General features: G+C 74.4%; 2 protein-coding genes. Both read right to left on the reverse strand.

The window, feature by feature from the left end:
* Positions 1-6454 (reverse strand): SDR family NAD(P)-dependent oxidoreductase (locus ACFPIJ_RS26570; protein ID WP_380118396.1); only part of this gene is annotated, 6454 nt, incomplete at its 3' end.
* Between the two features lie 47 nt (positions 6455-6501).
* The coding region (locus ACFPIJ_RS26575; RefSeq protein ID WP_465252337.1) for an SDR family NAD(P)-dependent oxidoreductase at positions 6502-21036 on the reverse strand (14535 nt) is incomplete at its 5' end.

Here is a 21036-nt window from a genome sequence, read left to right on the forward strand (position 1 = left end):
CGTTCCCGGCGGTCCAGTCGACGTGCGGGGACGGCTCGTCCACGTGCAGGGTCCGCGGCAGCACGCCGTTGCGCATGGCCTGGACCATCTTGATCACGCCGCCGACGCCGGCCGCGGCCTGGGCGTGGCCGATGTTCGACTTGATCGACCCCAGCCACAGCGGCCGGCCGGCGGGCCGGTTCTGGCCGTAGGTGGCGAGCAGAGCCTGCGCTTCGATCGGGTCACCGAGGGTGGTACCGGTGCCGTGCGCCTCGACCGCGTCCACATCGGACGATGTGAGGCGGGCGTTGGCGAGAGCCTGGCGGATGACGCGCTGCTGGGACGGTCCGTTGGGGGCGGTGAGGCCGTTGCTCGCACCGTCCTGGTTGACCGCGGAACCGCGGATCACGGCGAGCACCGGGTGACCGTTGCGCTGGGCGTCGGACAGCCGCTCCAGCAGCACCATCCCGACGCCCTCGGCGAACCCCGCACCGTCGGCAGCCGCGGAGAAGGACTTGCAGCGGCCGTCGGGCGCGAGCCCCCGCTGCCGGCTGAACTCGGTGAACAGACCCGGCGTCGCCATCACCGTCACCCCGCCGGCGAGGGCCAGATCGCACTCGCCGCTGCGCAGGGCCTGACCGGCGAGGTGCATGGCGACCAGCGACGAGGAACAGGCCGTGTCGACGGTGACGGCCGGCCCCTCCAGACCGAACGTGTAGGCGATCCGGCCCGACGCCACACTGCCCGCGCTGCCGTTGCCCACGTAGCCCTCGACGTCGTCCGGCACCCGGTTGATCAGCCGGGCACCGTAGTCGCCGTACATCACGCCGGCGAAGACGCCGGTCGGGGAGCCGCGCAGCACCGCCGGGTCGATCCCGGCCGCCTCGAACGCCTCCCACGAGGCCTCCAGCAGCAGCCGCTGCTGCGGGTCGATCGCGAGGGCCTCCCGCGGCGTGATGCCGAAGAAGTCGGCGTCGAAGCGGTCGGCGTCGTAGAGGAAACCGCCGTGCCGGGCGTAGGACCTGCCCGGCGCGTCCGGGTCCGCGTCGTAGAGGCCGTCGAGGTCCCAGCCCCGCCCCGCGGGGAAGCCGCTGATCGCGTCGACGCCGTCGGCGAGCAGACGCCACAGCTCATCGGGGGAGCTGACCCCGCCCGGGTAGCGGCAGCTCATCGCGACGATCGCGACCGGCTCCGCCGACGGGTGGCCGGCACCGGTGGGCACCCCGGCCGCGGGGCCGGCCCCGAGCAGCTGCGCGCCGAGGTGGGCGGCGAGCGTGGCCGGCGTCGGATAGTCGAACACGAGCGTGGCGGGCAGCCGCAGCCCGGTGGCGATGGTCAGCCGGTTGCGCAGCTCGACCGCGGTGAGCGAGTCGAAGCCGAGTTCGGCGAATGCGAGATCGGTGTCGACCGCGTCGGCCGCGCCGTAGGCGAGGACGCCGGCGACGTGCCCGCGGACCAGGTCGAGCAGGAGTTGCTCCCGCGCACCGGGGGTGAGTCCGGCGAGTCGACCGGCCAGTCCGCCGGCGTCGGATGCGGAGAGGGCGGCCTGCCGGGCGGGCGCCCGGACCAGGCCGCGCAGCATCGCGGGCAGGCGTCCGGCGCCGGCCAGGGTCCGCAGTGCCGGCAGGTCCAGCCGGACCGGGGCGACGGCCGGCCGGCCGGCCGCGAGCGCCGCGTCGAGCAGGGCCAGCCCGTCCGTCGCGTCGAGCGGCAACACCCCACCGCGGGCCAACCGCGAACGATCACCGTCGCCCAGCGCGCCGGTCATGCCGCTCGATTCGGCCCACAGCCCCCAGGCGAGGGAGACGGCGGGCAGCCCGTGCGCGTGGCGGTGCGCGGCGAGCGCATCGAGGTAGGCGTTCCCGGCGGCGTAGTTCGCCTGTCCGGGACTGCCCAGCGTGCCGGCCGCCGAGGAGTAGAGCACGAAGGCGGCCAGGCCCGCGCCGGCGGTCAGCTCGTGCAGGTGCCAGGCGCCGTCCACCTTCGGGCGCAGGACGGCGTCGAGCCGGTCCTCGTCCAGCGCGGTGATGATCCCGTCGTCGAGCACCCCGGCGGCGTGCACGACGGCGGTCAGCGGATGCGCCTCCGGGACGGTGCCGAGCAGACCGGCCACCGCGTCGCGGTCGGCCAGGTCACAGGCGGCGATGGTGACGTCGGCGCCCTGCGCGGCGAGCGCGTCGCGGAGCTCGGCGCTGCCGGGGGCGTCGGCGCCGCGGCGGCCGGTGAGCAGCAGCCGGGTGACGCCGTAGTTCGCGACGAGGTGGGTGGCGAGGAGCCGGCCGAGGGTGCCGGTCCCGCCGGTGATCAGCACGGTGCCGTCGGGGTCGAGGGCCGGCGGGGTCCCGTCGCCCCCGGTCACGGCGGTGGCGCGGGGCACCAGCAGCCGGCCGTCACGGACGGCGACCTGCGGCTCGTCACCGGCGGCGATCCGGGCGAGGAGGGCGGGGCCGGGATCGTCGGCGGCGTCGACGAGGACGATCCGGTCGGGGTGCTCGGCCTGGGCGCTGCGGACCAGGCCCCAGACCGCCGCGGCGGGAAGGTCACGAACGTCTTCATCGGCACGGGTGGAGACCGCGCCCCGCGTCAGCAGCACGATGCGCGCCTCGGTGCCGAGCCACCGGTGCAGGACCCGGAGCGACTGGCGGACCGGTTCGTGGTCGGCCGGGTGAGCGCCCGCGACGACACGGACCGCCACCACGCCGCCATCCGCCACGCCCACCGGCCCGTCGCCGTCCAGCAGCGTCGCCGCCGCCGCGTCCACTGGCCCGTCGCCGTCCAGCAGTGTCACCGCCGCCGTGTCCGCCACCCCGGGCAGCTCGCGCGGGATCCACTCCACCGCGTAGAGCGGCTGCCGCCCGGCGGGCCGCGCGGCGGCCAGCTGTGCGGCCGAGACCGGCCGGGTGACCAACGCGTCGATCGTCGCGACCGGCGCGCCGTCGGGGTCGAAGAGGGCCACGGTCACCGAGTCGTCCCCGGCCGGGATGATCCGGACCCGGGCGGCACGGGCACCGGTGGCGTGCAGCCGCATGCCGGCGAACGAGAACGGCAGCCGCACCGTGTCCCGCTCGTGCGCGAGGGCGATCGGGTGCAGGGCGGCGTCCAGCAGCGCCGGATGGATGCCGTACCCCTCGGTCTCGGTGTCCGGCGGCAGCGCCACTTCGGCGTACACCGTGGTGGTGTCGCGCCACACGGCCCGTACCCCCTGGAAGACCGGCCCGTAACCGAGCCCGGTGTCCGCCAGCGACGGGTAGAAGTCGGCCAGGTCGACCGGATCGCCGGCCGGCGGCCACACCTGCAGCCCGGCCGGCTCTGTCCCGCCCGTGCCCGCAGTGCCGGTGACGTGGCGGGTCCAGCCCGGGTCCGCGTCGTCGTCCGCCGGCCGGGAGTGGATCGACAGCGCGCGGGTGCCGTCCGGCCCCGGCGCGCCGACCTGCAACTGGACCTGGACGGCGCCGGACGCGGGCAGCGTCAGCGGCGCGTGCAGGATCAGCTCCTCGATGCGGTCCGCGCCGGCCTGTTCGGCCGCGTGCAACGCCAGGTCGGCGAGGGCGGTGCCGGGCAGCAGCGCGTCGCCGAGCACCGCGTGGTCGGCCAGCCACGGGTGCGCGTTCAGGGACAGCCGGCCGGTGAACAGGTGTCCGTCGCTGTCCGCGAGGGTCACCGCCGCGCCCAGCAGCGGATGCCCGGACGGTCGCAGGCCCAGGTCGGCGGCGTTCCCGCCGCCCGTGGGCACGTCCAGCCAGTACCGCTGCCGGACGAACCCGTAGGTGGGCAGCTCGTCCGCGCGGACGGGGGCGGTGCCATGGAAGACGGACCAGTCCACCTCGGCGCCCGCGGTGTGCGCCTGCCCGAGGGAGGTGTGGAACCGGCGCAGGCCGCCGTCGTCGCGGCGCAGCGAGCCGGTCGCCGACGCGCCCGGCGCGGCCGCGTCCAGCGTCTCCTGGGTCGCGACGGTCAGCACCGGATGCGGGCTGACCTCGATGAAGACCCGGAAACCGGCCGCCTGCAGGGACTGCACCGCTGCTTCGTAGCGGACCGTCCGGCGCAGGTTCGTGTACCAGTAGCGGGCGTCCAGCCCGGTGGTGTCGAACTGCCCACCGGTGACGGTGGAGTAGAACGGGACGGCGGCGGCCTCCGGGCGGATCCCGGCCAGCAGACCGATCAGCTCCTCCTCGATCGCCTCCACGTGCGCGCCGTGCGAGGCGTAGTCGACCGGGATGCGGCGTGCCCGCACGCCGTCCGCCTCGCATCGCGCGATCAGCGCGGCCAACGGCTCGGCGTCGCCGGAGACGACGGTGGACGTCGGGCCGTTGACGGCCGCGATGCCGAGCCGGTCGCCCTCGTCGGTCAGCAGCGCGGCGACCTCAGCGGCGGGGAGCGGGATCGAGGCCATGCCACCCCGGCCGGCGATCGCGGCGAGCGCCCGGCTGCGCAGCGCCACCAGCAGGGCGGCGTCCTGCAGGCTGAGCGCCCCGGCGACGCACGCCGCGGCGATCTCGCCCTGGGAGTGGCCCACGACCGCGTCCGGGCGGACCCCGGCCGACCGCCACAGTTCGGCAAGCGACACCATGACGGCGAAGAGGACCGGCTGCACCACGTCGGCCCGTTCCAGTGGCGGCGCGTCGGGGTGCCCGGTGAGCACGTCCAGCACGTCCCAGCCGGTGTGCGGGCGCAGCGCCGCCGCGCACTGCAGGAGGCGGTCGCGGAACACCGGGGCGGTCTCCAGCAGTTCGGCGGCCATCCCCGCCCACTGCGAGCCCTGGCCGGGGAAGACGAAGACCGTCCGGGCGGACCCGGCGGCGGTGCCGGTGACCACGGCGGCGGAGGGCTCGCCCGCGGCGAGCGCGTCCAGGGCCTGACGGAGCTCGTCCGGTCCGTCCGCCACGATCGCGGCCCGGTGGGTGAACCGGGTCCGGGTGGTGGCCAGCGCGGAGCCGATCGTGGCGGGGTCGGCGTCCGGGTGGGTGTCGAGGTGATCGCGGAGCCGGGCGGCCTGGGCCCGGAGCGCCGGCTCGGTCTTCGCCGACAGCACCCACGGCCCCGGCACCGGGCGCACCGGCTCGGCAGCGGGCTGGTCGGCGGGCTGGTCGGCCGGTGCCTCCTCCAGGATCAGGTGCGCGTTGGTGCCGCTGATGCCGAACGAGGAGACCGCGGCCCGGCGCGGTTGCCCCGTCTCCGGCCACGGCCGGGCCTCGGTCAGCAGCTCCACCGCGCCCTCGGACCAGTCCACGTGCGATGACGGTGCGTCGATGTGCAGGCTCTTCGGCAGGATGCCGTGCGCCATCGCCTGGACGATCTTGATCACGCTGGCCGCGCCGGCCGCCGCCTGGGTGTGCCCGATGTTGGACTTCACCGAGCCCAGCTGCAGCGGCCGGTCCGCCGGCCGCTCCCGGCCATAGGTGGCCAGCAGCGCCTGCGCCTCGATCGGGTCGCCGAGCGTCGTCCCGGTCCCGTGCGCCTCGACCACGTCGATCTGGTCGGAGGTCAGCCGCGCGTTCGCCAGCGCCTGCCGGATCACCCGCTGCTGGGAGGGCCCGTTCGGCGCGGTCAGCTGGCTGCTCGTGCCGTCCTGGTTGAGCGCGCTGCCGCTGATCACGGCGAGCACCGGATGCCCGTTGCGCCGGGCGTCGGAGAGCCGTTCGAGCAGCAGGATCCCCGCGCCCTCCGCCCATGCTACCCCATCGGCGGCCTCCGCGAACGACTTGCACCGCCCGTCCGGGGCCAGCCCGCGCTGCCGGCTGAAGTCGATGAACGTGCTCGGCGTCGCCATCACCGCCACCCCGCCGGCCAGCGCCAGCCCGCACTCCTCGTTGCGCAGCGCCTGGCAGGCCACGTGCATCGCCACCAGCGAGGACGAGCAGGCGGTGTCCACGGTGACCGCCGGGCCCTCGAACCCGAACGTGTAGGCGACCCGGCCGGATGCGATGCTGCCCGCGTTGCCGGTGCCGATGAACCCTTCGAAGCCGGCCGGTGTGCGCTCCTGGAGCCGGGAACCGTAGTCGTTGTACATCACGCCCGCGAAGACGCCGGTGTCGGAGCCGCGCAGGGACTCCGGCGTGATCCCGGCCCGCTCCATCGCCTCCCACGACGTCTCCAGCAGCAGCCGGTGCTGCGGGTCGATGGACAGCGCCTCCCGCGGGCTGATGCCGAAGAACGCGGGGTCGAACAGGTCCGCGTCGTGCAGGAAACCGCCCTCCCGGGCATAGCTGGTGCCGGTGTGCTCCGGGTCCGGGTCGTAGAGCGCGGCGGTGTCCCAGCCCCGGTTCTCCGGGAACGGCGTGATCGCGTCCACCTCACCCGCGACCACGTCCCACAGCTGTTCCGGCGTGCTCACCCCGCCCGGGTACCGGCAGGCCATGCCGATGATCGCGATCGGCTCGCGGGCCGCGGACTCGGCCTCGACGAGGCGCTGCCGCGTCTGGTGCAGCTCGGTGGTGACCCGCTTCAGGTAATCGCGGAGCCTGTCCTCATTCACCATGAACGTTCATTCCTCCGGGATCCGGCGTGCTGAGCGGCGTCACGTCAGGAGATGCCGAGTTCTTTGTCGATCAGGTCGAACATCTCGTCGTCGCTGGCGGTGTCGATACGTTCCGCGACCGCGGCGCCGTCGGCCCGGGCGGCGTGCACCCGGGCGAGCAGGATCTGCAACCGGGTCGCGAGCGGGCCGAGCGCGTCCGGCGCCAGGCCCGGCATCCGGGCCTCCAGCCGGTCCAGCGCGGCCAGCTCCGAGCCGTCCGACGCCGGTCCGACGGGCCCGGCCACGCCGGGCTCCGGGACGATCCGGCCCAGCAGGTGCCGGGCCAGCGCCGCCGGCGTCGGGTAGTCGAAGAGGATCGTGGCCGGCAGCCGGACGCCCACCGCCCCGGCCAGCCGGTTGCGGAACTGCACCGCGGTCAGCGAGTCGAAGCCCATGTCCAGGAAGCCGCGGTCCGCCTCGATGCTGTCCGGCCGGTCGTGCCCGAGAGCGGCGGCCATGGTGCCGCGGACCAGGTCCAGCAGGACCCGGCGCCGGTCGTCGACCGCGAGCGTCACCAGCCGCCGGGCCAGCGCCTCGGCGTCCGCCACGGCCGTCTGGACCGTCCGCCGGGACGGGACCCGGATCAGGTCCCGCAGCAGCGGCGGCACCGATCCCGCCGTCGCCCGCGCCCGCAGCCGGGTCAGGTCGAGCCGCACCGGCACCAGGGCGGGCCGTTGCGGCAACCGCAGCGCGGCGTCGAAGAACGCCAGCCCTTGCGCGGCGGTCAGCGGCACCACGCCCGACGCCGCGATCCGGGCCGCGCCCGCCGGGTCGAGCGTGCCGCCCATGCCTGCCGCCCACAGCCCCCACGCCAATGAGGTGGCGGGAAGCCCCCGGGCGTGCCGGTGCGCGGCGAGGCCGTCCAGCCATGCGTTCGCCGCCGCGTAGTTGGCCTGCCCCGGACCGCCCAGCACACCGGAGACCGACGAGTACAGGACGAACGCGGCGAGGTCGTGCCCACGGGACAGCTCGTGCAGATGCCACGCCGCGTCCACCTTGGGCCGCATCGTCACCGCCAGCCGCCGCGGGCTCAGACCGGTGAGCATGCCGTCGTCGAGGACACCGGCGGCGTGGATTACGGCGGTCAGCCGGCGCCCGGCCAGCAGCGCCGCGAGCTCGTCGCGATCCGCGGCGTCGCAGGCGGCGATCGTGACCTCGGCGCCGAGCGCGGACAGCTCGGCACGCAGCTCCGCGGCACCGAGCGCGGCCGGTCCGCGCCGGCCGGTCAGCAGCAGCCGCCGGGCACCGTGCGCGGTGATCAGATGCCGGGCAAGGATCGCGCCGAGCGCACCGGTGCCGCCGGTGATGAGCACGGTCCCGTCCGGGTCCAGCGCCGGCGAGTCGTCGCCGGTCGGCGGCACGGCGGCCAGCCGGGGCACGACGATCTCACCGGCCCGGACCGCCAGCTGCGGCTCCCCGCCGGCCACGGCCCGCCGGAGCACGTCCGCCGGCAGCGCGGCCGCCGGAACGTCCGAGTCGAGGAGCCAGAACCGGTCCGGGTGCTCACTCTGCGCGGTCCGGACCAGGCCCCAGACGGCGGCCGCCGAAAGATCCTGGACATCCTCCCCGGCACGGGTGGAGACCGCCCCACCAGTGACGATCACCAGGCGCGTGTCGGCCAACCGGTCGTCGGTCAGCCACCCCTGCACCAGCCGCAGGACGTCCTCGGCCGGCCCGGGATCGGCGGCGGTCCGGCCGGGCCGCACCACGGCCAGCACCACCGGCGGCCGGTCGGTGTCCCCGGCCACCTCGTCCGGGTCCCGGTAGACGGTCGCACCCGGGAGCTCCTGCAGCGCACCGATCCGGTCCGGCCCGCCGTCGCTCGTGCCGGCGGCGATCCACTTCGTCGCGTAGAGCGGGTCGGTGTCCGCGACCCGGGCGCCGGCCATCTGGGCCCGGGAGACCGGCCGGGCGGTCAGCGACTCCACGCTCACCACGAGGGCACCCGTGCCGTCCACCGCGGTCAGGCTCACCGTGTCCGGGCCGATCGACGTCACCCGCAGCCGGAACCGGGTCGCCCCGGACGCATGCAGGGTCACGCCGCTCCACGCGAACGGCAGCAGGATCTCCCCGCCCGTGCCGGTGTCGCGTCCGGCGACGTCCAGCAGCATCGGGTGCAGCGCCGCGTCCAGCAGGGCCGGATGCACGCCGAACCCGGCGGGGTCCACCCCGGCCGGCAGGGCGACGTCGGCGTAGAGCGTCTCGCCGTCCCGCCACACCGCTTCCAGGCCGCGGAAGCGGCTTCCGTAGCCGTAGCCCCGGACCGCCAGCGCGTCGTACAGACCGTCGAGCGCCACCATGTCCGCACCGGCCGGCGGTGTCGTGTCCTCCGGGGCAACCGGTGCAGTGGCGCCGACGGTCCCGGTGGCGTGGGTGGTCCAGGCCGTCCCGGCCGGCGCCTTCTCCCGGCGGGACTGGATGGTGATCGTCCGGTCGTTGGCGTCCTCGGCCGGGCCGACCTGGACCCGCAGGTGGACCGCCCCCTGCGCGGGCAGCACCAGCGGGGCCTGCAGCGTCAGTTCGCCGAGGCCGTCCGCCCCGGCCTGGTCGGCGGCGTACAGCGCCAGCTCGACGAAGCCGGTTGCCGGGAGCAGGACCGTGTCGTGGATGGCGTGGTCGGCCAGCCATGCGTGGGTGGTGAGGCCGATCCGGCCGGTCAGGAGGTGGCCGCCGTCCGGCAACTCGGCTGCGGCGGACAGCAGCGGGTGGTCGGCGGTGGACAGGCCCAGGCTCGTGGCCGTTCCGGCGGCCGCCGGCCGCAGCCAGTAGGGCTGGCGTTGGAAGGGGTACGTCGGCAGGTCGGTGTGCCGTCCGGTGGGGGTGGTGGTGGTCCAGGTCGTCTCCCGGCCTGCCGCGTGCAGCATGGCGTGGGCGTGGTCGCCGAGGTGCGCGCTGGTGATGGTGGCGGTGGTGTCGTCGGGCAGGCAGGCAAGGGTGAGGGTGCTGAGGGTGTTGTCCGGCCCGAGTTCGAGGTAGGTGGTGACGCCGGCGTCGTGCAGTGTGGTGATCATGTCGCGGTAGCGGACAGCTTCGCGGATGTGCCGGGTCCAGTACGCGGGGTCCGACAGTTGTTCGTCGGTGGCGATGTCGCCGGTCTGGTTGGAGATGACCGGGGTTGTGGCGGGGTGGTAGGTGACGGTGGCGGCGATGGTCTTGAATTCGTCGAGGATCTGGTCCATGTGCGGGGAGTGGAACGCGTGTGAGGTGGTGAGTTTCTTGGTACGCCGTCCGAGTGCGGCCCAGTGCGCGGCGACCTGCGTGACGGCGTCGGTGTCGCCGGAGATCACGGTGCTGGTGGGTGAGTTGATCCCGGCGATGCTGGCCAGCGCGGGGTCGAGCATTGGTGCGAGTTCGGCTTCGGTGGCTTCGATGGCGATCATCGTGCCGCCGGGTGTGGCGGCGTTCATCAGTCTGCCTCGGGCAGCAACGAGGAGCGCGGCGTCGGGGAGGCTGAGGACTCCGGCGAGGTGTGCGGCGGAGAGTTCGCCGATGGAGTGTCCGGTGAGGTAGTCGGGGGTGATGCCCCAGTTGAGTGCGAGGGCGTGTAGGCCGACGTGGACGGCGAACAGGGCGGGTTGGGCGTAGCGGGTTTCGTGGATGAGTGCGGGGTCGGTCATGACGTCGCGGATGGGCCGGTCGAGGTGTTTGTCGAGTTCGGTGCAGGCGGCGTCGAAGGCCGGGTGGTTGATGGTCATGTCGGGGCGTTGGCTGCCCTGCCCGGTGCAGAGGAAGGCGGTTTTCCCGGCGGGTCGTGTCGTGCCACGCACCAACGACGGGTGTTGATCATCTGTTGCGAGGGCGGCGAGTGCCGCCTGGTGGTCGGCGAGGATGACGGCGCGGTGGGCGTGCTGCGGCCGGCGGGCGAGGGTGTACGCGACGTCGTCGTCGGCCCTCCCGTCGAGCTGGAGGAGCCGTTGGGCGGTTTCCTGCAACGCCTGCGGGGTGCGGGCCGAGAGCAGCCACGGCACGGGCGCCCCGGTGCGCTCTCGCTCCTCCGTGGTGGGCGCCTCCTCGAGGACCAGGTGCGCGTTCGTGCCGCTGATCCCGAACGATGACACCCCGGCCCGGCGCGGGTGACCGTTGCGCTCCCACGGCCGCGCCTCGGTGAGCAGCGCGATCTCGCCCGAGTCCCAGTCGACGTGCGGGGACGGCTCGTCGACGTGCAGGGTCTGCGGCAGCACGCCGTGCTGCATGGCCTGGACCATCTTGATCACGCCGCCGATACCGGCGGCGGCCTGGGCGTGGCCGATGTTCGACTTCAGGGAGCCGAGCCACAGCGGACTGTCGGCTGGGCGGTCCTGGCCGTACGTGGCGAGTAGCGCCTGGGCTTCGATGGGGTCGCCGAGGGTGGTACCGGTGCCATGCGCTTCAACGGCGTCCACATCGGAGGGTGCGAGACGGGCGTTGGCGAGAGCCTGACGGATGACCCGCTGCTGGGCAGGGCCGTTGGGCGCGGTGAGGCCGTTGCTCGCGCCGTCCTGGTTGACCGCGGAACCGCGGATCACGGCGAGGATGGGGTGGCCGTTGCGTCGGGCGTCGGACAGCCGCTCCAAGAGGAGGATCCCGACACCCTCGGCCCACGCGGTGCCGTCCGCGCCCGCTGCGAAGGACTTCGCGCGGCCATCGGGTGCGAGCCCCCGCTGCCGGCTGAACTCGATGAACATGCCCGGCGTCGACATCACGGCCGCGCCACCTGCGAGGGCGAGGTCGCACTCGCCGCTGCGCAGCGCCTGACCGGCGAGGTGCATGGCGACCAGCGACGAGGAGCAGGCCGTGTCGACGGTGACGGCCGGCCCTTCAAGGCCGAACGTGTAGGCGATCCGGCCCGACGCGACGCTCGTCGTGGTCCCGGTCAACAGGTGACCCTCGACCCCCTCGGCGCCGGTGTGCAGGAGCGACAGGTACTCGTGGGCGGAAACCCCGGCGAAGACGCCGGTGGCGGTGCCGCGCAGCGTCGCCGGGTCGATGCCGGCCCGTTCGAGCGCCTCCCACGAGGTCTCCAGCAGCAGCCGCTGCTGCGGGTCGATCGCAAGCGCCTCCCGCGGGCTGATCCCGAAGAACTCCGGGTCGAACCGTTCCGCGTCCCGGAGGAAACCGCCCTGCCGCACGTACGTCTTGCCGCTGGCGTCCGGGTCGGGGTCGTAGAGGTCGTCGACGTCCCAGCCCCGGCTCTCCGGGAAGGCGCCGACCGCGTCGATCCCACCGGCGAGCAGGTCCCACAGCGCCTCCGGGGTGTCGGCGCCGCCCGGGAACCGGCAGGCCATGCCGACGATCGCGATCCCCTCGTCACCGAGGTCCACGGTGCGGGCGGGTGCGGCGGCGACGGTCCGGTCCGCGGGCAGGTCGGCGAGGCGCCCGTGCAGGAACTCGGCGATCGCGAGCGGGGTCGGGTAGTCGAAGACCAGGGTGGCCGGCAGCCGCAGCCCGGTCGCCGCGCTCAGCATGTTGCGGAACTCCACCGCGGTCAGCGAATCCAGGCCCATGTCCAGCAGCGCGCGGGTGGCGTCGATCCGGTCCGCGTCGGTGTGGCCGAGCACCTCGGCAACCCGGGAGCGGACCAGCTGCAGGACGGCACGGAGCTGCTCGGCCGCGGGCTGTCCGGACAGCTGCCGGCGCAGTGCGTCACCGCCGTGGCCGGTGCCGGTGGCGGCCCGCCGCTGCGGGACCCGCACCAGAGCGCGGAAGACCGCGGGCAGGCTGCCGGCGGCGGCCCGGGACTGCAACGCGCCGTGGTCGAACAGGGCGGGCACCAGGGTCGGCGCACCGCTGCCGAGGGCGGCATCGAAGAGCGCGAGCGCATCCGCGGCGGGCAGGGGCAGGACGCCCGTCCGGCCGATCCGGTTCGCATCGGCGTCCTGGAGCGCCGCGCCCATGCCGCCGCCGTCGGTCGGCGCCCACAGCCCCCAGGCGAGCGACGCCGCCGTCAGCCCGTGTGCGTGCCGATGGGCGGCGAGCCCGTCCAGGTAGGCGTTCGCGGCGGCGTAGTTGGCCTGCCCGGCGCTGCCGATCGTGGCGGCGACCGACGAGTAGAGCACGAACGCCGCCAGCGGCCGGTCCGCGGTCAGCCGGTGCAGGTGCCAGGCGCCGTCGGCCTTCGGCCCCAGCACGGCTTCCAGGCCTTCGTCGTCGAGCGCGCCGACGGTGGTGTCCCGGAGCACCCCGGCGGCGTGGATCACCGCGGTCAGCGGGTGCGCGTCCGGGATCGCGGCGAGCAGGGCGGCGAGCTGGGCCCCGTCGCCGGAGTCGCAGGCGGCGACCTCGGCGTGCGCGTCCAGCTCCGCCAGCTCGGCGATCAGGGCGTCGGCACCGGGGGAGTCCGGGCCGCGGCGGCTGGTCAGCAGCAGCCGGCGGACGCCGTGCCGGACGACGAGATGGCGGGCCAGCAGCGCGCCCAGCGCGCCCGTGCCGCCGGTGATCAGGACGGTGCCCGCCGGGTCGAACCGGCCCTCGGCCGCGGGCTCCGCCGGGCGGTCGACGGTGACCAGGCGGGGCACGAAAGCCCGGCCGTTGCGGAGCGCGAGCTGCGGTTCGTCGCCGCCCAGCGCCTCGGCCAGCAGTTCCCGCGCCAGATCCGCGGGTGCGGCGTCGGCATCGGCGAGCACGAACCGGCCGGGATGCTCGGTCTGCGCGCTGCGCACCAGACCCCACACCGCAGCCGCAGGCAGGTCGGCGACGTCCTCGGCGTCCTGGGCGGCGACCGCACCCTGCGTCAGCAGCACCAGGCGGCTGCCGTCCAGCCGCTCGTCGGCCAGCCAGCCCTGGACCAGGCTGAGCGCCGCCCGGATCGGCGCACGGTCGTCCGGGCCCGTGGCGGCCGGCACCCGGGCCAGCACGATCGGGGGCACGGCACCCGCGTCCGCGAGCGCGGCCGGGTCCGGGTGGACCGGCACCCCGGCCGGAGCGTCGCCCGGCGCGCCGAGGGCGGCGAGGGACGGCGTGTTTCCGGCCGGTGCGGGCGCGGCGGTCCAGGCGATGCGGTGGAGCGGCGGCCGGGCGTCCGGGCGGGACGCGGCCAGCTGTTCCGGCGAGACGGGGCGCATGGTGAGGGCGTCGACCGCCAGCACGGGCGCGCCGGTGGGGTCGGCCATCAGCAGCGACACCGTGTCCGGTCCGGCCGGGGTGACCCGGATCCGCAGCGCGGTGGCGCCGACGGCGTGCCGGCTGACGCCGGTCCAGGAGAACGGCAACCGCACCGTGCCGCCGTCGTAGCGGAAGTTCAGCGGGTGCAGCGAGGAGTCGAAGAGGGCGGGGTGCACGCCGTACGCATCGGGCCCGGTCCCCTCGGGCAGGACGGTCTCCGCGTAGATCGTCTCGCCGTCCCGCCATGCGGCCCGCATGCCCTGGAACAGCGGGCCGTAGTGGTAGCCGCGCTCGGCGAACTCCCGGTAGAAGCTCTCGGTGTCCAGGGGGGACGCGCCGTCCGGCGGCCACGCGGCCAGCGCCTCGGCGGACCCGGGGGCTTCGGCGGTGAGCGTGCCGCTGGCGTGCCGGGTCCAGGCCGTGCCCGGCGCCGCGTCCTCCGGCCTGGAGTGGACGGCGAAGGTCCACCGCCCGACCTCCGCAGTGCCCGTGCTGACCCGCAGGTGCAGCGGGGCCCGCTCGGGCACGGCGAGGAAGACGTGGTGGGTGAGCTCCTCGATCGCCGCCGCGCCGACCCGGTCCGCGACCTCCAGCAGCAGGTCGATGAACGCGACCCCGGGCAGGACCACCGTGCCGTGCACGGCGTGTTCGACGAGCCACGGGTGGGTGCGCCGGGAGATCCGCCCGGTGTAGAGCCGGCCGCCGTCGGGGAGCTCCACCTCGGCCTGCAGCAGCGGGTGGGTGGCGCCGTGCTGGCCGAGACTGTTCGGGTCGCCGGTGGTCGCCGGCGGGGTCAGCCAGAACGGCCGGTGCTGGAAGGCGTACGTCGGCAGCGGGGCGTGGTGGCCGGCGGGGGTCTTGGTGGTCCAGGTCGTCTCCCGGCCTGCGGCGTGCAGCACCGCTTGGGCGTGGTCGCCGAGGTGTGCGCTGGTGATGGTGGCGGTGTGTCCGTCGGGTAGGCAGGTGTGGGTGAGGGCGCTGAGGGTGTTGTCCGGCCCGAGTTCGAGGTAGGTGTTGGTGCCGGCCCGCTCGAGTGTGGTGATCATGTCGCGGTAGCGGACGGCTTCGCGGATGTGTCGGGTCCAGTATTCGGGGCTGGAGAGTTGCTGGTCGGTGGCGATGTTGCCGGTCTGGTTGGAGATGACGGGGATCGTGGCGGGGTGGTAGGTGATGGTGGCGGCGATGGCGGCGAATTCGTCGAGGATTGCGTCCATGTGTGGGGAGTGGAACGCGTGGGAGGTGGTCAGTCGTTTGGTGCGTCGTCCGAGCGCGGCCCAGTGTGCGGCGACCTGGGTGACGGTGTCGGTGTCGCCGGAGATCACGGTGCTGGTGGGTGAGTTGATCCCGGCGATGCTGGCCAGGGCTGGGTCGAGCATCGGTGTGAGTTCGGCTTCGGTGGCTTCGATGGCGATCATCGTGCCGCCGGGTGTGGCGGCGTTCATCAGTCTGCCTCGGGCAGCAACGAGGAGCGCGGCGTCGGGGAGGCTGAGGACTCCGGCGAGGTGTGCGGCGGAGAGTTCGCCGATGGAGTGTCCGGTGAGGTAGTCCGGTGTGATGCCCCAGTTGAGTGCGAGGGCGTGTAGGCCGACGTGGACGGCGAACAGGGCGGGTTGGGCGTAGCGGGTTTCGTGGATGAGCGTGGGGTCGGTCATGACGTCGCGGATGGGCCGGTCGAGGTGTTTGTCGAGTTCGGTGCAGGCGGCGTCGAAGGCCGGGTGGTTGATGGTCATGTCGGGGCGTTGGCTGCCCTGCCCGGTGCAGAGGAAGGCGGTTTTCCCGGCGGGTCGGGTGGTGCCGCGGACCAGGGACGGGTGGGGACTGTCTGTGGCGAGGGCGGCGAGTGCTTCGTGGTGGTTGTCGAGGATGACGGCGCGGTGGGTGTGCTGGGCCCGGCGGGCGAGGGTGTAGGCGACGTCGTCGTCCGCCTCACCGTCCAGGTGGTCGCGCAGCCGTGCGGCGTTGTCCAGCAACGCCTCAGCGGTGCCGCCCGACAGCAGCCACGGCAACCCGGCCGCGCCGTTGCCGGACGGCGGCGCCGCGGGCGTCATCCCCTGTTCCAGGATGAGGTGCGCGTTCGTGCCGCTGATGCCGAAGGACGACACCGCGGACCGCCGGGGCCTGCCGGTCGCCGGCCAGGCCCGCGCCTCGGTCAGCAGCGCCACCTCGCCGGCCGCCCAGTCGATGTGCGGGGACGGCTCGTCGACGTGCAGCGTCTGCGGCAGCACGCCGTGCTGCATGGCCTGGACCATCTTGATGACCCCGCCGATACCGGCGGCGGCCTGGGCGTGGCCGATGTTCGACTTCAGGGAGCCGAGCCACAACGGACTGTCCGCGGGCCGGTCCTGACCGTAGGTGGCGAGGAGGGCCTGGGCTTCGATCGGGTCGCCGAGGGTGGTGCCGGTGCCGTGCGCCTCGACCGCATCGACGTCGGATGGAGTCAGGGAAGCGTTTGCGAGAGCCTGACGGATGACCCGCTGCTGGGCGGGGCCGTTGGGCGCGGTGAGGCCGTTGCTGGCACCGTCCTGGTTGACTGCGGAACCGCGGATCACGGCGAGCACCGGGTGACCGTTGCGCTGGGCGTCGGAAAGGCGTTCGAGGAGGAGCATGGCGGCGCCTTCGGCCCACGCGGTGCCGTCTGCGGTGGCGGAGAAGGACTTCGCGCGGCCGTCGGGTGCGAGTCCGCGCTGCCGGCTGAATTCGATGAACATGCCGGGGCCGGCCATGATGGTGGCGCCGCCGGCGAGGGCGAGGTCGCACTCGCCGCTGCGCAGCGCCTGACCGGCGAGGTGCATGGCGACCAGCGATGAGGAGCAGGCGGTGTCGACGGTGACGGCCGGTCCCTCGAGGCCGAACGTGTAGGCGATCCGGCCCGACGCGACGCTCGTCGTGGTCCCGGTCAGCAGATAGCCCTCCACCCCCTCCGGGCCGGTGTGGCGGAGCGAGACGTACTCCTGGGCCGACACCCCGGCGAAGACGCCGGTGGCGGTGCCGCGCAGCGTCGCCGGGTCGATGCCGGCCCGTTCGAGCGCCTCCCACGAGGTCTCCAGCAGCAGCCGCTGCTGCGGGTCGATCGCAAGCGCCTCCCGCGGGCTGATCCCGAAGAACTCCGGGTCGAACCGTTCCGCGTCGTAGACGAAGCCGCCCTCACGCACGTACGTCTTGCCGCCGGCGTCCGGATCGGGGTCGTAGAGGTCGTCGACGTCCCAGCCCCGGCTCGCCGGGAAACCACCGACCGCGTCGACACCGCCGGCGACCAGGTCCCACAGCGCCTCCGGGGTGTCGGCACCACCCGGGAACCGGCACGCCATGCCGACGATCGCGATCGCCTCATCGCCGCCCGTCCGGGTCCGCCGGACGACCCGGGCCGGGACGTCCGCGGCCGCCTCCGACAGCTCGGCGGTCAGGTGGGCGCCGAGCGCGGCCGGCGTCGGATAGTCGAAGATCAACGTCGCGGGCAGGGTCAACCCGGCGGCCTTGCCCAGCCGGGTCCGGAACTCGATCGCGCTCAGCGAGTCGAAGCCGAGGTCCTGGAACTGCCGGTCCACCTCCACCATCGCCGCCGAGGCGTGCCCGAGTGTGCCCGCCGCCTGCGCGCAGACCAGGTCCGTCAGGATGCGCCGCCGCTCCGGCTCCGGCCGCCCGGCCAGCTGCCGGCGCAACTCGTCACCGCCGGCCCGGCCACCGCGCGCCACCGGCCGGGCCGGCGTGCGCACCAGCCCGCGGAGCACGGCCGGCAGCTCACCGTCGTCGGCCAGCCCGCGCAGTGCCACCGGATCCAGCCGGGCCGGCACCAGCATGGGCCGCTCACCGGCGAGCGCCGCGTCGAACAGGCCGAGGCCCTCCGCCACGGTGAGCGGGACGATCCCGTTGCGGGCGACCCGGGCCGCCGCCGCATCATCCAGCGTGGCGCCCATCCCGCCGTCACCGGTGGGTGCCCACAGCCCCCAGGCCAGGGAGACCGCAGGCAGCCCGTGCGCGTGCCGGTGGGCGGCCAGCCCGTCCAGAGCGGCGTTCGCGGCGGCGTAGTTGCCCTGCCCGGCCGTCCCCAGCGTCCCGGCGATCGACGAGAAGAGCACGAAGGCGGCCAGCCCCGAGCCGGCGGTCAGGTCATGCAGGTGCCACGCGGAGTCCACCTTGGACGACAGCGTCACGTCGAGATGCTCGGGCGTCAGCGAGGTGAGCGCGGCATCCTGCAGGACCCCGGCGGCGTGCACGACGGCGGTCAGCGGGTGCGCGCCGGGGACGGCACCGAGCAGCTCGGCAACCTGGCCGCGGTCGGTGACGTCGCAGGCGACGATGTCGACGTGCGCGCCCAGGTCCGTGAGAGCGGCGCGGAGTGCGGCGGCGCCGGGGGCGTCGGGTCCGCGGCGGCTGGCGAGCAGCAACCGGGTGACGCCGTGACGGGTGACGAGGTGGGCGGCGAGGAGCGCGCCGAGGGCGCCGGTGCCGCCGGTGATCAGGACGGTGCCTTCGGGATCGAGCACGGGCGGGGTGCCGGCGGCCACGGCCGTCACCCGCGGGACCAGGATCCGGCTCCCGCGAAGGGCGACCTGCGGTTCGTCGCCGTCGGCGAGCCGGGCCAGGAGGTCGGCGTCCGGATCCTCGTCGGCGTCGATCAGGACGATGCGGCCGGGGTGTTCGGTCTGGGCGCTGCGGACCAGGCCCCAGACGGCGGCACCGGCAAGATCGGAGACGTCTTCGGTGGTGCCGGCGGCGACCGCGCCCCGGGTCAGCAACAGCAACCGCGCCTCAGCCGGCCGAGGCGCACCGAGCCAGCGCTGAACAAGCCCCAGGACGTCGGCGACCGGCCCGCGGTCGGCAGGACCGGCACCGGCCGGCACCCTCGCGGCGATCCGGTCCGCCGGCACCGCAGGCCAGTCCCCGGGGTGCAGCAGCTCCACCGGAGCGCCCCCGAGCGGGCCTGGACCCGGCCGGCGCACCCAGTCCACGCCGTACAACGGCAGCCCGGTGTCCGGCCGGGACCCGGCCAGCTGCGCGGCCGACACCGGGCGGGTGATGAGCGAGCCGACGGTCGCCACCGGCGCGCCGGTGCCGTCGGCGATGGTCAGCGCCAGCCGATCCAGACCCGACACGACGATCCGGACCCGCAGCGCGCTCGCGCCGACCGCGTGCAGGGCGATGCCGCCCCAGGTGAACGGCACCCGCACCTGGCCCGCGTCCGGGTCCTCCTCGGGCCGCAGGGCCGAGCCGACCGCGATCGGATGCAGGGCCGAGTCGAGCAGGCCGGGGTGCAGCCCGAAGTCGTCCGGGTCGGCGCCCTCCGGCAGCGACACCTCGCCGTAGATGGTGTCGCCGTCCCGCCAGGCCGCCCGCAGGCCCAGGAACAGCGGACCGTAGCCGAACCCGGCGCCCGCCAGCCGCTTGTAGAGGTCCGCGACGTCGATCGCCACACCCGGGGGCGGCCACTCGGCCAGCCCCGCCGGCTCCTGGTCCGGGTCGGCGACGGCCAGGACGCCCGTCGCGTGCCGGGTCCAGTCCGTGCCGGGCGCCGCGTCCTCGAGCCGGGAGTGGACGCTGAACGTGCGCCGTCCAGTGGCGTCGGCCGCGTCCACGGAGACCCGCAGGTGCAGCGCGCCCTGCTCGGGGACGGCGAGGAACACGTGGTGGGTCAGTTCCTCGATCAGGTCGCAGCCGACCCGGTCACCGGCGTGCAGCAGCATGCCCACGAACGCAGCGCCCGGCACGATCAGCGCCCCGTGCACGGCGTGCTCGGCGATCCACGGGTCGGTGCGCGCCGAGATCCGGCTGGTGAAGAGGTGGCTGTCGCCGTCCGGCAGCTCCACCTCGGCCTGCAGCAGCGGGTGGGCGGCGGTGCTCTGGCCCAGGCTCGCCGCGTCGCGCGTCGCGTCGGGTGCGTCGAGCCAGTACGACGCCTGCTGGAAGGGGTACGTCGGCAGGTCGGTGTGCCGTCCGGCGGGGGTGGTGGTGGTCCAGACGGTGCGGTGCCCGGCGGTGTGCAGTGCGGCGTGGGCGTGGTCACCGAGGTGCGCGGCGGTGATGGTGGCGGTGTGTCCGTCGGGTAGGCAGGTGTGGGTGAGGGCGCTGAGGGTGTTGTCCGGCCCGAGTTCGACGTAGGTCGTGACGCCGGCGCCGTGCAGTGTGGTCACCATGTCGCGGTAGCGGACGGCTTCGCGGATGTGCCGGGCCCAATATTCAGGGCTGGAGAGTTGTTCGTCGGTGGCGATGTCGCCGGTCTGGTTGGAGATGACCGGGATCGTGGCGGGGTGGTAGGTGACGGTCGCGGCGATCGCGGCGAATTCGTCGAGGATCGCGTCCATGTGCGGGGAGTGGAACGCGTGAGAAGTGGTCAGCTTCTTCGTGCGTCGCCCGAGCGCGGCCCAGTGCGCGGCTACCTGGGTGACGGCGTCGGTGTCGCCGGAAATCACGGTGCTGGTGGGTGAATTGACTCCGGCGATGCTGGCCAGGGCTGGGTCGAGCATCGGTGCGAGTTCGGCTTCGGTGGCCTCGATCGCGATCATCGCGCCGCCGGGAGTGGCGGCGTTCATCAGCCTGCCTCGGGCGGTGACGAGGAGCGCGGCGTCGGGGAGGCTGAGGACTCCGGCGAGGTGTGCGGCGGACAGTTCGCCGATGGAGTGTCCGGTGAGGTAGTCCGGTGTGATGCCCCAACTCAACGCCAGGGCGTGCAGGCCGACGTGTACCGCGAACAGGGCGGGTTGGGCATACCGGGTTTCGTGGATGAGCGAGGGGTCGGTCAGCACGTCGCGGAGGGGCCGGTCGAGGTGCTTGTCGAGTTCGGTGCAGGCGGCGTCAAAGGCCGGGTGGTTGATGGTCATGTCGGGGCGTTGGCTGCCCTGCCCGGTGCACAGGAACGCGGTTTTCCCGGCGGGTCGTGTGGTGCCGCGTACCAGCGACGGGTGTTGATCGTCGGTGGCGAGGGCGGCGAGCGCTTCGCGGTGGTCGGAGAGGATGACGGCGCGGTGAGCGTGCTGGGCGCGGCGGGCAAGGGTGTACGCGACGTCGTCGTCTGCCTTCCCGTCGAGCTGGAGGAGCCGTTGGGCGGTTTCCTGCAACGCCTGCGGGGTGCGGGCCGAGAGCAGCCACGGCACGGGCGTTCCGGTGCGCTCCGGTTCCTCCGTGGTGGGCGCCTCCTCGAGGATCAGGTGCGCGTTGGTGCCGCTGATGCCGAAGGACGAGACACCGGCCCGGCGCGGGTGGCCGTTCGGGGTCCACGGCCGGGCCTCGGTGAGCAGCGCGACGTCTCCGGTCGTCCAGTCGACGTGTGGGGACGGGGCGTCGACGTGCAGCGTCTTCGGGAGAAGATCGTTGCGCATGGCCTGGATCATCTTGATGACCCCGCCGATGCCGGCGGCGGCCTGGGCGTGGCCGATGTTCGACTTCAGGGAGCCGAGCCACAGTGGCCGGTCGGCTGGGCGGTCCTGGCCGTAGGTGGCGAGGAGGGCCTGGGCTTCGATGGGGTC

Source organism: Dactylosporangium cerinum (assembly GCF_042653625.1).
Taxonomy (GTDB): domain Bacteria; phylum Actinomycetota; class Actinomycetes; order Mycobacteriales; family Micromonosporaceae; genus Dactylosporangium; species Dactylosporangium cerinum.